The 16492-nt window shown below is 36.0% G+C and carries 8 protein-coding genes; all 8 read right to left on the bottom strand.

Going from position 1 to position 16492, the window contains the following annotated elements:
* Window positions 1–18: 18 nt before the first annotated feature.
* A complete protein-coding gene (locus ACHRVZ_RS07075) occupies window positions 19–1968 on the bottom strand; it encodes a sialate O-acetylesterase (protein ID WP_395421552.1) in 1950 nt (649 codons plus the stop codon).
* Between the two features lie 105 nt (window positions 1969–2073).
* Window positions 2074–3585 carry a cellulase family glycosylhydrolase gene (locus ACHRVZ_RS07080; RefSeq protein WP_395421553.1) on the bottom strand — a complete coding sequence of 504 codons (1512 nt, stop codon included), beginning with the start codon at window positions 3583–3585 and terminating at the stop codon, window positions 2074–2076.
* A gap of 130 nt (window positions 3586–3715) precedes the next feature.
* Window positions 3716–5950: a glycoside hydrolase family 3 C-terminal domain-containing protein gene (locus ACHRVZ_RS07085; RefSeq protein ID WP_395421555.1), complete on the bottom strand. Its 2235-nt coding sequence runs from the start codon at window positions 5948–5950 to the stop codon at window positions 3716–3718.
* A gap of 44 nt (window positions 5951–5994) precedes the next feature.
* Window positions 5995–7575, bottom strand: a complete 1581-nt coding sequence (locus ACHRVZ_RS07090; protein ID WP_395421556.1) for a glycoside hydrolase — start codon at window positions 7573–7575, stop codon at window positions 5995–5997.
* Window positions 7576–7656: 81 nt separating this feature from the next.
* On the bottom strand, window positions 7657–9663 hold the full coding sequence (locus ACHRVZ_RS07095; protein ID WP_395421557.1) for a glycoside hydrolase family 97 protein: 2007 nt from the start codon (window positions 9661–9663) through the stop codon (window positions 7657–7659).
* A gap of 340 nt (window positions 9664–10003) precedes the next feature.
* Window positions 10004–12403: an alpha-xylosidase gene (locus ACHRVZ_RS07100; RefSeq protein WP_395421559.1), complete on the bottom strand. Its 2400-nt coding sequence runs from the start codon at window positions 12401–12403 to the stop codon at window positions 10004–10006.
* A gap of 137 nt (window positions 12404–12540) precedes the next feature.
* Window positions 12541–15036, bottom strand: a complete 2496-nt coding sequence (locus ACHRVZ_RS07105; protein WP_395421560.1) for a glycoside hydrolase family 2 TIM barrel-domain containing protein — start codon at window positions 15034–15036, stop codon at window positions 12541–12543.
* A gap of 75 nt (window positions 15037–15111) precedes the next feature.
* Window positions 15112–16482 carry a hypothetical protein gene (locus ACHRVZ_RS07110; RefSeq protein ID WP_395421561.1) on the bottom strand — a complete coding sequence of 457 codons (1371 nt, stop codon included), beginning with the start codon at window positions 16480–16482 and terminating at the stop codon, window positions 15112–15114.
* Window positions 16483–16492: the final 10 nt, after the last annotated feature.

The following is a 16492-nucleotide window of genomic DNA, read 5'->3' on the forward strand; positions in this document are numbered from 1 at the left end:
AAATCTAATCTCTTACTATTATTTACTCACTTTGTATTTTTCGTTGGCTGTAATCATTTCCCAGTTATCGGTTCTGAAAGGCGATGCTGGAAATTTTTCTTTGTTATAAAGATTAATCTCTGTGTCATCGTCTGCCCAACCATAATGTACCGCGACTGGATTTTTTACGTTTTCGCTTGAAACTATAATTGTGTTGTTCTTGATTATCGCTTTCGCGGAATGAAAAACTTTATCGGCTCCTGCTATTTCAAATCCTTTTACGTTTTCTGAATTATCTGAGGTTGATAATCCGCTACCAATATTATCAAAAGTCAGAATAATTTTATCTCCTTCTACTTTCTGAGCTTTATAAGTTGGTCCGCTGTAGATTTGCTTTTTACCGTAAACATTATTCAGCGCAATTGCAGCCAAACGTAAACCAACGTCTTGTTTGTTTGTTGGATGAATGTCTTTGGCATTACCTATATCTGTGGTAACGGCCATTCCTGTATTTGGCAATTTTAGGGTTTCGGCTTGTGCTTCTCGAAGTTCTGCCCAACGGCTTCCTACCTTACTGTTTCCGTTCTGTTCATTGAAAGTTGATAGTTGAACGAAATAAAAAGGGAAATCGCCTTGCTTGAATTTTGTTCGCCAATCTGTAATCATCAACGGAAATGCTTTTTTGTATTGATTAGCTCTCCAAACATTTGCTTCGCCCTGATACCATAAAACGCCTTGAATTGCATATGGAACTAACGGATTTACCATGGCATTGTACAATAATGACGGATAGCTATTTGGCGATAATGACGTTTTTACTACAATAACTTTGTATTTCCATTTTCCGTCAAGCGGAATTATTTTTGTTCCTAGAGTTAATTTTAAATCGGCTACATCGCCATAAATTCCGCCGCCGCCGCTGTTGTCAACAATTCTTATTGCAATTGTATTTGTTCCTTCTTTTAGGATATTTGCTGGAATTTCATAAACTCGTTTGGCATCCCATTGTATATTTTTACCTACTTCGATTCCGTTTACATACGTTATGTCTTCGTCGTCAATTTTTGAAAGGCTTAAAACCGCTTTGTTTTTAATGTCTTCTGCCGAAAGGTTTATTGTTTTTCGCATCCAGACTACGCCATCTAAATCGTCCAAAGATTGATTTTCCCATAATCCGGGAACATTGAGTTCGCCCCAAGAGGAATCATTAAATGATGATTCTTTAAACGAAATTTCATTTGCTGTACTTACTGGTGTTCCCTGAATTTTTTCGACTCTTTCTTTCATTGATTTTGCATACAATTTTGAAATAGAATCGATATTTAATGTTGGAACTTCGGCAATCATGGTTTTAAAATCATCGCTTTTTTGAAATGCTTCTCGGCTTGTCCAGGTTTCTACATTGGTTCCGCCCCAAGATGTGTTGATGATTCCAATTGGAATTTTTAATTCGGCATATAATTTCTTAGCAAAAAAATACCCGACTGCTGTAAAATTTCCAACAGTTTCTTTACTTGAAATTTCCCATTTTCCCGCTTTTAAATCGTCTTTTGGTTTTCCGTTTAAATCCTGAGCCACTCCAAAATGACGAATCATTGGGTAATTAGAATCGGCTATCTCTTTTTCGGCATTTTTCGTTTTAAAAACCTGAAATTCCATATTAGATTGTCCGCTACAAATCCAGACTTCACCAACCAAAACATCTTTTATAATGATTTTATTTGTTCCTGTAATGATTAATTCAAAAGGTCCTCCGGCTTTTTCGGGAGCTAATTTAATTATCCACTTTCCGGTTTTATCAGCCTGTACAGTTTTAATTTGTTTGTTAAAATGAATCTCAACTTTTTCATTGGCATCGGCCCAACCCCAAACCGGAATTTCTTTGTTGCGTTGCAAAACCATTCCGTCAGCAAAGATTAAAGGCATTTTGACATTAGCATTTGACATTATGCTAACCATCAAAAAAAGAAAGATTAGATTTTTCTTCATTTTGTTTATGGTTTAAACCACATAAGTGATATAAGAAAATTTAAGCTTTGAACATCCTCTGTACTTATTTTTTCTTATATCACTTATATGGTAAATTTATTTATTTTACAGTAATCCGTCTTTTAAAGCATTTAATGCCTGAGTATCAAAAACTGTATTATCACTTCGTTTAAAAATTCCGAAACCTTCGTTTCCAAGATTTCCTTCGTCCCAATAAAAAGGCAATAAACCGTTTGCTTTAGCTGTTTTAACAACTGTTTTTAAATAATAGGCTCTTGATGCTAAATGTAAAGTTAAAGCATCTCCGGTTAATGCAGTACGACGAATTGCACCAAACTCTCCTAACAAAACTGGAATTCCTTTATCGACAAATTGGGTTTTCATTAATTTGAAACTTTTCTCTAAATCTGTTTCTTCACCATAAGTTGCATTTCGGTCTGTATCTGTTGTTGAGTGGTAATTTGCTCCCCAGTAATAAAACATTTTCCCCCAAGATTCATCTTTGGTTAATCCGCCAAAATTCCATGGTGAATAATAATGTACTTCGACCATCATACGGTTTGTTGCTGTATCTGTTGGTAAAGTAGTCATCAATTTATTTGTTTTATCAATATCAGTCGTTGGTCCCTGAACCACTAATGTACGATATGCATTTTTTCCTCCTGTAGAACGAACTGCATCGATAAATGTTTGGTGATAAGAGGTTAAAACTGCCATTTGTGCCGCATCTTCAACTGCTGGTTCGTTGGCACTTGCAAAAAGTAAATGCTCGTCGAAACCGCGTAAACTTGTTGCAATTTGCTCCCAAAAAGCTTTTTGTTTTGCATTTACTTCTACTTTTTTGGCTTCGGTAATATTGTTTTCCAGCCAACCGCCGTCCCAGTGAATATTTACTACTACATACATATCATTATCTACACAATATTGTACCACTTCTTTTACGCGATTCAACCATGCGGTTTGAATTTGTGCTGTAGCTGCGTTTGCCAAATTTTGATTCCATGAACAAGGAATTCTAACGGCATTGAATCCATTTGCTTTTACAGCATCGATTAAGACTTTGGTAACTTTTGGATTTCCCCAAGCGGTTTCGCCACCTGTTGCTTCTAAAGTATTCCCAATGTTCCATCCTAATTTTATTTTTGCAGCTAATTGCACAGCTGTGCTCGACATTCCGGACTGATCTGCTGCAATTGGGTTTGTATTGTAACTTGGATATAATCCTGTACTTACTGCGCCTACTTGAGAAACGGTTATTTTTACCGAAGCTCCTTCGCTTGAACTAATTGTAACTACGGCTGTTCTTGTTACAGCAGTTGTGTTTTCTAAAGCTGTAATTGTTACTGTTGTTCTCCCTGAAACTCCTGTAATTGGCGTAAATTTTAGCCAAGCTGCATCTGCTGCACTAACTGTCCATGCTGTGGTATTTGTTCCAACAATAACATCTGCGCTGTTTCCTTTGTTTTGAAAATCAATTTTATTGATGTCAACCGTAAGGTTTTTAACGATCGGATCTGTGGGATCTATAATTTCTTTATCAGAACTGCAGGCCCAAATACTAATACATGATAAACACAAAAGTGCTCTTAAAATGTAATGGTCAATTATTTTCTTCATTTCATTTGGTTGTTTTGGTTAGTGTAAGTTGTTTTATTTTAAACATCATTAAATGTGTCTGAGAAAATAACTCGTCAAGTAGTACTTGCCATTCTAAAGTCATTAAAAACACCTACAGTTAATGTGAAATTTATTTGATTGTCACTGTAATTTCTTTTTTAATATCTCTTGAAGAATTTCCTAATTTCAACGTATACTTTCCTGGTTCTACTGTCCATTTTTTTGTAGCTACATCATAATAAGCTAATTCTTTTACCGGAACTTTAATTGTAATTGTACTTGAACCGCCTGCTTTTACCAATGTTTTTTGGAAGCCTTTTAATTCTTGTGCAGCTCGAGTTATTTTTGAATCTGATTTAGATGCATATAACTGAACTACTTCTTTACCGTCAACTTTTCCAGTGTTCTTAACTTCTACAGAAACTGAGATTGTTTCGTTTTGTGCGTATGAAGTTTTATCGGTTTTTGCATTATCGAAAGCAAAAGTGGTGTACGACAATCCGTACCCGAAAGGATATAATGGTGTTATTTTTTTAGTGTCAAACCAACGGTATCCAACCAAAATTCCTTCAGCATAATTAACGGTTTTTCCACCTGGAAAACTGTTTGTTGCATGTGCTGGAGAATCCATGATTTGTTTTGGCATAGTCCAAGGTAACTTTCCTGACGGATTTACTTTTCCTAAGATTACATCGGCCAAAGCGTTTCCTCCTTCTGAACCATTAAACCAACTCCAAACTAATGCTGAAGTTTTTTTGCTCACTGCATCGATATCAAAAGGTGCTCCTGCGATCATTACGACAATTGTTCTTGGATTTACGGCCAATACTTTCTGAATTAATTCTTCTTGTCCGAATGGTAAATGTAAATCTCTACGATCTGATGCTTCTGTTTCGTAATCACGGTTTGAACCTGCAAATATGATGGCAACATCTGATTTTTTAGCTGCTTCGACTGCTTCTAATACTTTTGCAGGATCTAATTGATCGATTGTTACAGGACCATTTGAGGTTATGTTTCCTAAATTCCCTTTGTTTTTTTCATCATAACGCTCTAAGTATCCTTCGGCATAATTGATTTTTATTGAAGATGGCAATCTGTTTTTTAAACCTTCAAGTGGCGTAATTTCTCTTTTGGTTTTTACTCCTGCGCCAAATCCGCCAAGAGCGTTTTTCTTAGTTGCATTGTTTCCAATTACGGCGATTGATTTTACTCCGTCTAATTTTAATGGTAATGCATTGTTTTCATTTTTCAATAAAACGATATCTTCTGCTGCAATTTTATAAGCGTCCTGGTAATGTGCTTCGGTTGCTATGCTTCCTTTTACACGATCTTTTGCGCCCATTGCTTTTACTTGAAATAAAGTACGCAGGATTCTTTTTACGTGAACATCTATTTCTGCTTCTGAAATCTCTTTGTTTTTTGCAGCAGCGACTAATTTATCGGCAAGGAAAAATTCATTGAATGGTTTTGGTGTTCCCATTTCAATATCTAATCCGCTTTTAAGTGATTTTACTGTTGAATGAACCGCAGCCCAATCTGACACTACAACTCCTTTAAATCCCCATTCGTCACGAAGAATTTTATTCAACATATAATCATTCTCACACAAATATTCTCCTCTAAATTTATTGTAAGCGCCCATTACACTATAAGCGTGACCTTCTTTTATTGAAGCTTCGAATGCTGGTAAGTAAATTTCGCGAAGTGTACGTTCGTCAATTTGCACATCGACAAAATCTCGGTTGGTTTCCTGATTGTTTGCTGCAAAGTGTTTTACGCAAGCCATAACATCGTTGTCTTGTAAACCAACAATTAACGGCACAGCTATTTTTTTATTCAAAAATGGATCTTCAGACATGTATTCGTATGTTCTTCCTCCAAGTGGTGTTCTGACGATATTTATAGCAGGCGAAAGTAACATGTCTTTATCTCTGGCGCGTAATTCTTGTCCAACACTGTTTCCAAATGTATACGCCATTTCCTGATTCCAGGTTGCAGCAAGACCACCTCCGGCTGGATAATAAGTTGCAAAATCATTGGTTAATCCTGCGGGAGCCCAATTGTCACGCGAAATTTCTTCACGAACTCCAAGTGGACCATCTGCCATTTTTAATTCTGGAATTCCTAAACGTTTTACGCCACCAGAAGTAAACATACTGTTACCGTGCAGCATTCCAATTTTTTCCTCAAGCGTCATTTGAGAAACCAACTTATCGATTTCTGCATCGTGCTCCGAGCTTATTTCTTTTCCTGTATATTCTTTCTGAACTTCAGCCGAATCAGAACTTTTTGCGTCGTTTTTACATGATGTAAATATTGCTAAAGTCAATGCCACTGAGAGGTATATGATTTTATTTTTCATGCTTAATAAATTTATTTTTAGTTTTTAGATAGTTTTTTTGACAATTATTGTTTGACCAAATTCAATAAGAAAACATCATTTTCGTTTATTTTTATACTCTTAGTGAATGTCCCATTTGAATCAATTGTAACTTTTTCTGATGCGATCAAAGCTCCATTATTTTTCTTTTTGAGGATTTCAACTTGTTGTTTTGAAAGTTGAGAAGGTTTTCCCATCGCTAAATAATCTGCGTAAGCGTCGTTCGTTTTATAACCAACTTTATAGGTTTCTAAAGTGTAATTTCCTTTTTGCAAACCGTCAACTTCAACTTTTACGGTTCCTTTTGATTTTGATGGTAAATCTTTTATATAATAGGTTTGATTGTTCATCGAATCTCCGGGATGTGTATTGGTAAAATCCCAAAACAATACTTGAACATTTCCTTTTGAATTTTTAGTTACCCATGAAGAGGTATCTTTATTTTGAAGCTCTGTTTCACCTAATTTATTTAAAAAGGAATAGGAAAAATAAGCCGGTTTTTTGATTCCTTGCGTATTCAACAATCCGAAACCGCCATGAAAAGGTGTAAATCTTGGTCCTGCTTCTTCAAAAATATCGGTAAAAACCCAATACGACATGGAGTTTGCGGCATTACCAACTTGTTTTAGTTTTTGAAGTATGTAGGCTGCCGAATGATAACTGTCATGAACGGGATCTGCGGGAGTATATGATGTGCTCCATTCTGTATAATGTAATTCGAGATTTGGCTTAGCCGAATTTGTAATTTGTTTTCGTGAGTTTATCACATCTCCACTTATACTTGATTCGTCTTTATTCAATATCGTCCCCGATGTTCCAAATTCATCCAGAAATCCTTGTTTTACTCCGTAAGTATGTGTTGAAATAAAATCTAACGGAACATTATTTTTAGTACAAAACTCAATTGTTTCCGGAACCCAAGCTGCTCCTGCTGTTGCGGGACCTCCAACTTTGTATGCCGGATTTACACTTTTTATTCCGCGAGCGGCGTAATCGTATAACTTAAAGTATTCTTGTTGCGTTCCTGTCCAGAATCCGGGTGATAAATTGGGTTCGTTCCACACTTCAAAATACCATGTTTTTACTTCTTCGTCTCCATAACGTTCTTTGAAATGTTGAGTTAGGTTTCGAATTAAATCTTCCCACTTTTTATAATCTTTTGGAGGTGTTACATTGCCGCGCCACCAAAAAATGGTTTCTTTTCCGCTCGCTAAAGCCGATGGCATAAAACCTAATTCTACAAAAGGTTTCATTTTAATACTCAATATAAAATCATACAAAGCATCGATATATTGGTAATTGTATTCGGGATTTCCTTTTGAATCTTCTCGATAAACTGCCATATCATCAGACAATAAACCGTGCATTCGGATGTATTTAAAATCGCATTCTTTTTTGGTCATTGCCAATTGTTGTTGCCAGTCGGCGCGTAAACCTTCGTTTGCTCTTCCTGCTCCAATGCATTCTTTGAACATGGTGTTCAGTTTTCCTGCTGTTTTGTTGTAATTGACTTTTATGATTCTGTTTTCAGCAGTAGCATTTTGTCCAAACAAATTAATATTGATTAGAAGTAAGGAAAGAAATAGTATTGCTGATTTTATTTTCATCTGGAAATTTTTCAATTGTTTCGTTAAGTAAACCCGACAGGTTTTAATCCCGATGCATCGGGAGACAATCTGTCTCTATAATTACAATTTTTTAAACCTAACTGCTGCTCCGCCAGCGCCTCCTAAATGTAATTTTAGAGAATCTGACGCTTTTACGGTTTTCTTAGAAATTGCTATTTCTGCCGGATTATGGGTTTCATCTGTTCCAACGGCATCTGCATAAATCTGAGCTTCGTAGGTTGCTTTTGGATCTAAAAATGATAGTGAAACATTTACGTCTCTTTCATTTTCGTTTGTAATTGTTCCTAAAAACCAATCGTTACTGTTTCTGTCTTTACGAGCTGTTGTAATATATGCTCCAATTTTTCCTTCTAATACCTTAGTGTCTTCCCAATCTGTTGGAACATCTTTTAAGAACTGTAATGCTGGTTTTCCTTCGTAATTTTCAGGAAGATCTGCCATCATTTGTATTGGTGCGTAAATGGTTACGTACAATGCTAATTGTTGCGCTGCTGTTCCGTGAACTCTTTTTCCAGGATAACCTTGTTTTACCTCAACATCAAAAATTCCCGGGGTATAATCCATAGGTCCTGATAGCAATCTTGTAAACGGAAGAATCGTTAAGTGATTTGGCGGATTTCCTTCGCTCCAAGCGTTATATTCTTGTCCACGCGCCGCTTCTCTCGAAACCATGTTTGGGAAAGTTCTACGCTCTCCTGTATCTTTTATTGATTCGTGGTATAAAACTGCTAAATCATATTGTGCAGCTTTTTCAAGAATGTATCTGAAATAATTTACTCCAAATTGTCCGAAGTGCATTTCTTTCATGTTCAGTTTAGAACCTACGTGACCAATTTTAACGGAATGAATTCCTAGTTTTTTGTACAATGCAAAACCTTCATCAACTTGTTTTAAATAGTTAATTAAGTTTGAGCCTGTTTCGTGGTATCCAATAAGTTCTACGTCTTTTTTCTTTCCGTATTCCACTACTTTTTCTAAGTCGAAATTATCTGCACTTTTAGTGAAGCTAAACATGTGCATATGGTTTTCGTACCAAGCAGGTGTCCAACCTTTGTTCCAGCCTTCGATCAATAAATGATGAAATCCTTCTTTGGCTGTAAAGTCGATATATTCTTCAGCGTGTTTGGTCGTTGCGCCTTGTTTGTCGCTTTCCCAAAAAGTATATTTACCAATGTGCATTCCCCACCAAATTCCGAAGTATTTGTATGGTTTAAAATAACTTGCGGTATTTTTTAATTTGTTTGGATCGTTTAGATTTAAAATTAAATAAGACGTAATTAAATCTGATGGATTTTCACCAATCTGTAATGTTCTCCATGAAGAGGTAAACGTATCTTTTACACGAACTTTTACTCCATCTGCCCACGGCACTAAATCTGATTTAAGCTGTGTTCCGGTTGTGTTTACCAAAGTCATACTAGCAAAATCAACTAAGTTTGCTTCGTGAAAACTTAAGGCTAATCCGCTTTTACTTTCGATTGTAAGTGGCGTTAAAACGGTATCTAAAGTACTTACGGGAGCATCTTTAAAAAGATACTCGTCGCGGTTTTCTCTGTTGGCAGGAATCCACCATGCTTTTCCATCTTCTTTCAAGTTAAAAGTCGTTTTTTCATCCATAATGAAAATACTGTCTTTTACATTTTGTTTTGGATATACATATCTAAAAGCAATTCCGTCATCGAAAGCGCGAAACTGAATTTCCAATTTTCGTTTGTTTCCGCTTTTTTGCTGTAATTCAACTGAAAGCTGATTGTAATGATTTCTTATATTTTTCTTTTCTCCCCAAACTTGTGTCCAAGTTTCATCGAAAATGGTGTTTTTTACGTTTTTGATTTCAAAATCAGTACTTAAGTTTTCGTTTCCTTTTAATAAAAATCCCATATCTGATGGTGTTATCACTTCGGTTTTTCCGTGCGAAACAGCATATTTTGGAGCATTTTTTACTAACTCGAATTTGATTTTGTTTTGCCCGTTTGGCGATGCCAGTTCGTAAGCATTTTTGTTTTTCTGACTGTATCCAATCGAAATTGAAAGTAATAAAGCGGGAAGAATGAGGTAATTTTTCATGATATTTTTCTTAATTCATTTTTTAATAAATCGGGTGTCGCGCGGGCTTCACCCGATTTAAAAACTCAACAAAAACTTATTTTTTATCCTCGTTAGGATTATTTTTTTGCCACAGATTTAAAGGATTATATGGATTTTAAATCTGTGGCAATATTTTTTAAACACATAGAATCATAGCTTATTGGAAAACTTAAAAAGGCGTTTCACTAGCTTAAACAAACATAGTTTCTATGTGTTTATTTTTTTGCCACGAATTGCACGAATTATCGCGAATTTAATTGGTGTAAATTAGTATAATTGCTTCGCCTGTTCGCTATCGCTCGAGTCGTGGCAAACTTTTTTATTTTATCCACTCGGTTTTAAAAGTGGTTTTTCCGTTTAATGCATTTGGTGCAACTTCAAAATTATTTCCTTTTTTAGTCACTGTTATTTCCTGAACGGAATCTCCATCAGGTAAAAAGACTTTGGCTGTAGCCGATGTTGTTTTATCACTTGCGTAAACTTTCAACGTCAATTTACTCCAATCCATATCTTTTGTAGATTGTGCTAATGCGATGTGAGGCAAAGCGGTTCCGTCTTTAACTAAAACTATGATTGGAACTTCGCCCGCTTTAATTTTATGCCATCCGGATTGGTATACTTTTTTGGTTTGGTAATCAATCCAGGTTCCTTCCGGAAGATAAACGTCTCTTTCTGTAACTTCTTCAAAAAGCGGAGCAACCAACATACTTGAACCAAATAAATATTCATTGTCTACCAACCAAGCACCCGGATCATTTGGATATTCTACAAATAAAGCACGCATCATTGGTAATCCTTTTTGTGAACTTTCTTTTGCCTGAGCGTAGATGTAAGGCATTAATTCGTAACGCATATTGTCTGCTTTTCTAAATCCTTCCAAGAAATCTTTGCTGTACAACCAAGGTTCACGCGGAGGTTCTCCGTGGCTTCTTACGTGTGAAGTAAACATTCCGAAAGGCGCCCATCTTCTATATAAATTCTCTGGAGATTTTGTTGCAAATCCTCCTACGTCATGACTCCAAAAACTGAATCCGCTTAATCCTAATGAAAGTCCACCGCGTAATTCTGCCGACATTGCTCCGTTTGAAGTTTCGGCATCGCCACCCCAATGTAACGGATAACGTTGACTTCCTGCCCATGTACTTCTTGCCCAGATTAAAGTGTATCCTTTTTCTTTTTGAGTAATTTCGGCTACAGCTTTATTGTATCTTAATGGATATAAGTTGTGTTCATAAAAACCTGTTCTTCCTGAATGGTAAATTCCGTCTGGCGGAGCTGCTTCTCCAAAATCTACTTTGAAAACTGAAACGCCCTGATCGAATAAATGTTTTAGTTTTGCCTGATACCAAGTTACGGTTTCGGGATTTGAGAAATCTAAAACAGCATCTTCGTATGGAAGATTTCCTTTGCGATCTCTAACTGCCAGATTTTTGTCCATTATTTCAGGGAACAATGTATTCTTTGGTGAGAAATAGGGTAATTGCCATAGACAAACGTGGAAGCCGTCGTCTTTTAAATCTGACATCATTTTTTGAGCATCAGGAAAACGTTCTTTAGAAAACTCATAATTGTTTCTCCAATCTACATCAAACCAACCTGTATCGAAGTGAATTACGTCTGTTGGAATTTTATATTTACGCAAATCTTTGGCTACTTCGCGACCTTCTTTTTCTGTGAAATAAGTGATTCGGCTCATCCAGAAACCAAATGACCAAAGTGGTGGCATTGCTGCTTTTCCGGTTAAATCCGTGTATTGGTCTAAAATGTCTTTTGGTTCTCCGATAAAGAAGAATAAATCGGCTTCGTCGTCTCCAATGTACATTTCGTTAGCACTTCCAAAATATTTCCCAAAGTCAACTGTTATTGGTGTTGAATGATGCATGAAAACTCCGTAACCACGGCTACTCATATAAAACGGAACGGGTTTGTACATCGTTTCATTTTGGATTCCGTTGGCGTCATCTGTCCATAAAACAACTTTTTGTCCGCGTTTGTTGAATTGTGTGAAAGATTCTCCACAACCAAATATTTTTTCGTCCGGTTCTAAGCTGAAAGCAGCTCCCATACTTCTTGAATAATCGCTGTTTCTGCGTACATACGAAAACGGAAGTGTTGGTGTATAGGTATTTTTAAAATCAGTATCGTGAAGTGTACTTGTTAATAATTTTCCTTTTTCGTCATAAATTTTTACATGCCAAGGTTTTGTCAAAATTTCAACTCTTCCGTGTTTGCTTGTATAACTGTGACCGCCTTCGATTTTAGCATATTTCCATAATTCAGGATGATTTGGCGCAACACCGTTAATCAACATTAGGGATTCTTTTTCGGGATGAAATTGTGGCCCTGAAGTGGTTTTGATTCTAATGGTTCTATCTGAAACAAATTGAATTTGGAATGGCAAAACAGGAGATTCTGCATATTCTGTTGTTGGAAATTCGTTTGCTTTTTCTACATCAGGCTTCATCATCATGTTGTTGAATGCCTGACGCGTTTTATAATTATATCTCAAATATTTGATCGTTCCTTTTGCTGTTGCAGGATCAAAAGAAGCCAATTCATCTGCAAAATAAAAGGTGTTCAGATAATTCTGAAAATCCTTGCTGATGTCTATTGGAGCATTCAGTACATCTGCATTCTGGATTTGAGCTGAGGCATTTGGAATTGTAAGAAGTCCAAAAGCGCAAATCGAAAACAAGGTTTTTAAATGTGATTTTTTCATTAGTTATTTTTTTTATTTTTTTGCCACAGATTAAAAGGATTCGAAAGGATTTTTTTCTTTTCTCTTTTCTCTCGCAGATTTAAATCTTTTTAATCCTTTAATCTGTGGCTATACTTAAATTTCAAAAATTAGAAAACTTATTCTGCTGTAATTACAATTGTAGCTTGTTTTAGTCCATTCGCTTTTGCGGTCAATTCTAATCTTCCTGTTTTATTTTCGGATTGCACAATAACCAAACATTTTCCAGCCAAAGCTGTATGTTTACTTCCTTTATACGGTTCGTGGCTAACTGGATCACCGCTACAAACGCCTACGATTTTTCCGTTTCCTTTTAAAGAGAAATTGATTTCGTTATTCGCATTTGGAGCTAAAGCTCCTTTATCATCTAAAATATCTACGGTTACAAATGACAAATCATTTCCATCGGCTTTTATTGTACTTCTGTCTGCTGTTGCTTTTAGTTGTGATGGATTTCCGGCTGTTTTGATTTCTTTTTCTAAAACCACTTTTCCATCTTTACGGGAAACTGCTTTTAGTGTTCCTGCTTCAAAAGGAATTCGCCACATTACGTGTAAATCGTCTCCTTTTTTACTTCGAACGCCTACTGATTTTCCGTTTACGAAAAGCTCTACCTCATCTGCTTTATTATAATATGCCCAAACGTCTACGATTTGTCCTGCTTTCCAGTTCCAATGTGGAAAAATATGCAGCACGGTTTTATCCGTCCATTCGCTTTGATACATATAATAAACGTCTTTTGGGAAACCTGCTAAATCTACAATTCCAAAATAAGAACTTACAGACGGCCACTCGTAAGGTGTTGGTTCTCCGATGTAATCGAAACCTGTCCAAATATACATTCCTGAAAGATAATCATGTTTTTTGATAATTTTCCAAGTCGCTTCGTGTGTCGAACCCCAAGGTGTTTGTACCTGATCATATGCTGAAACGGTGTTTCCGGGATTTCCATCAGTAAATTTTAAATCCCATCGTACTGGCCATTTTTTATTGACATCTGAAACTGCATCATAATATCCGCGAGTTTGTAAACCCGAAGTAGTTTCGGTTGCGATAAAAGGTGTATTTGGGAAATTCTTTTGATGATGTTCATAGGTTTGATGTGCATAATTATATCCTATTAAATCTAAAATACCTGATGCAGCAAGCGGATTAATTTGAACATTATTTTTTTTGAATTGTAATGTTACGTCGTCAATATTCATATTTACCGGCGGATTCATCGCTGCGGTTAACGGACGTGTTTTATCGTATTGACGTGTTATTGCTGCCAATTCTTTTGCGATTGTTACGCCGGTTTCACTCCATTGTTCTGGAATTTCATTTCCAATACTCCATATAAAAATACTTGGATGATTACGGTCGCGAAGCAATTGATCTACTAAATCTTTTTTGTGCCATTTATCCCAATCGTTTCCGTAATCGTATTTGGTTTTGGTCTGTTTCCACATATCAAAAGCTTCATCCATGACAATGAAACCCATTTTGTCGCATAAGTCTAAAAGTTCCGGAGCGGGCGGATTGTGTGAAGTTCTAATTCCGTTTACACCCATTTCTTTCAAGATCTCTAACTGTCTTGCAATAGCACGCGTATTGATTGCTGCACCTAATGGTCCTAAATCGTGATGCATACAAACTCCTTTTATTTTAACTTGTTTTCCGTTTAAAATAAAACCTTTGTTTAAATCGAATTTAAAATTTCTGATTCCGAATTTCGTTTTATATTCATCTACAACTTTATCGTCAATCGAAATTTCCGTAACTGCTGTATACAATTCTGGTTTTTCAACCGACCATAAAACAGGATTCGGCACTTCAATTTGTTCTTTGATAATTTGATTGGTATTTGCACCAATTGTTATATTTTGATTAGTCGATTTTATTCTTCTAAGATCACTTCCGACACCATAAAAAATAGTTGTTGTTACGGTTGCTTTTTTTGAATCTGAATTCTGATTTTGAATTGTGGTTTCAAAATTTACCGAAGCATTTTCGGCCGTAACTTTTGGTGTTGTCACACAGGTTCCCCATTGTGCAACGTGTAATTTATCTGTGGTTTCGATCCAGACGTTTCTAAAAATTCCTGATCCCGAATACCAACGTGAATTGGGTTGTTTTGAATTGTTAACCTTTACAATTATTTCGTTGTTTTTATCTCCGTAATTTAAGTATGAGGAGATTTCATATTGAAAACCTATATATCCGTTTGGACGTTTTCCTAAATAATGTCCGTTTACCCAAACTTCACTGTCTTTGTAAACGCCATCAAAAGTAATTGAAGTTACTTTACTGCTATCCGCAGCAGCGACTTTAAATGTTTTTTTGTACCAGCCTAATCCTCCGTTTAATGATCCTCCGCCATATCCGGCAGGGCTTTTTTCATCAAATTTTCCTTCGATACTCCAATCATGAGGAACATTTAGTGTTCGCCATTGTGTTGAAGCGCCAATAGTATCTTTGTCTTTTATACTATCATTTAAGTGAAAACTCCAATCTGAATTAAAAGAAACTTTTCGATTATTAAATTTTTCATCACTTGATGTTTTGCATCCTGTTAGTACCAGAAAGCAGGCAAAAAGTAATCCTATTTTTTTATATAAAGTAAGCTGAAACATAGTATTAGAGATTTTAAAACAACCTGAAAGAAGGTAAACTGCTTTCAGGTTATTGTTAAACTAAAAATGTATAATTTAAGGAATTATGTAATGGAAAACGAACCATTCATCTTTAGATGTATCATACGATGTTCCTAACCAAATACCTTTTTGCAAATAATCTTTATTATATGCTTTAACTACTTTAATAACATTTACGGTTGGATTCATCCAGCTAGTTGAATTTTGAAGAAGTGTTTCTCCTCCTAAATCAATTTCATTGGTTGCTGCTTTGATAGTAAAAATTCCTGAAGTTACCACTCCATTTTGACTGCGGGTATAATTAAGTTTACCGCCCCATTGATCAAAACGAATCCAAGAATTACCTGAGATTGCTGTCCAATCATCATTCCATCCCCAATTGTAAGAGCTGGAAGCACCAGTTGTCCAACCAATTCCTTTTCCAACCCAGTCAACCGGATTTCCTTTTCCGTCCAGATTCCAAACTCTTCCTGCACCTGTTCCTCCTGTTAACATGGTTAACAATTCGCCCGGAGCAAAAGTAGGATTAAAGCCTTCGTCAAGAACTGGATCTGTTACTACAGGAACATATTTGTCTGCATAATCTTTAGAAACAAAGTTCCAAATATACCACCATTGACCTTCACTATTGGTTCTAAGTACTGCTATTCTTAACTGATTTTCAGTAAGTGTTAGTACTTTTAAACTGTTGTTCCAGTTACTTGCATTTGCAATATAATTATCTGGTCTTAGAATAGTTGCTCCGGTTGTGGTTAACGTATGCGCATTGATATCTAAGAAATATGATCCGTTTTGGATTGTTGTTCCATCAGCTTCATGAACTGTCATGAAAGGTCCTCCGTCAAGGCTAAAGGTCATGTATCTTCCCCAATGCATATCTGCATCTGAACTTGAATTTGCATTTCCTGCAGGTTCCCAGTTTGGAGTAAATTTATTCCACTCAACTACTGTACTCGGATCTGCATAAGACATGGCACCTTGAGCTAAACCGTATTTACCATTGTCTGCTATCCACGATTTCTTTTTACCAACTCCACCAGATAATGCAGTCCAAAGAGGATCGTTTACATAACTTAAATTATCCTTGGTTACTGTAATTGTTACTGGATCTAGCTCAACAATTCCGCCGCCTGTTACGGCAGTAATCTTGATTGTGTAATTTCCTTTAAAAGCATATTTTACAGTTTCTGTTGCTTTGCTGGATTTTCCTGTAACGTAATCCCAAGTAAGCACAACTCCCGGAGTTGTGTTTTTCAGTATAACTGTATTTCCTCCCGGGTCTACTACAAAATCCTGAGTTATTTCGTAGTGTATATCCGATTTAGCCAACGGTTCGTCCAAAGAAAAGGTTTCTGGGGAACAAGATGATACTAGCATTAATGCTAACATCAAAAATGATGTAATTACTAATTTTATATTTTTCATTTTTTCCATT

The sequence above is a fragment of the Flavobacterium sp. FlaQc-57 genome (assembly GCF_044007395.1).
In the GTDB taxonomy this organism is placed as follows: domain Bacteria; phylum Bacteroidota; class Bacteroidia; order Flavobacteriales; family Flavobacteriaceae; genus Flavobacterium.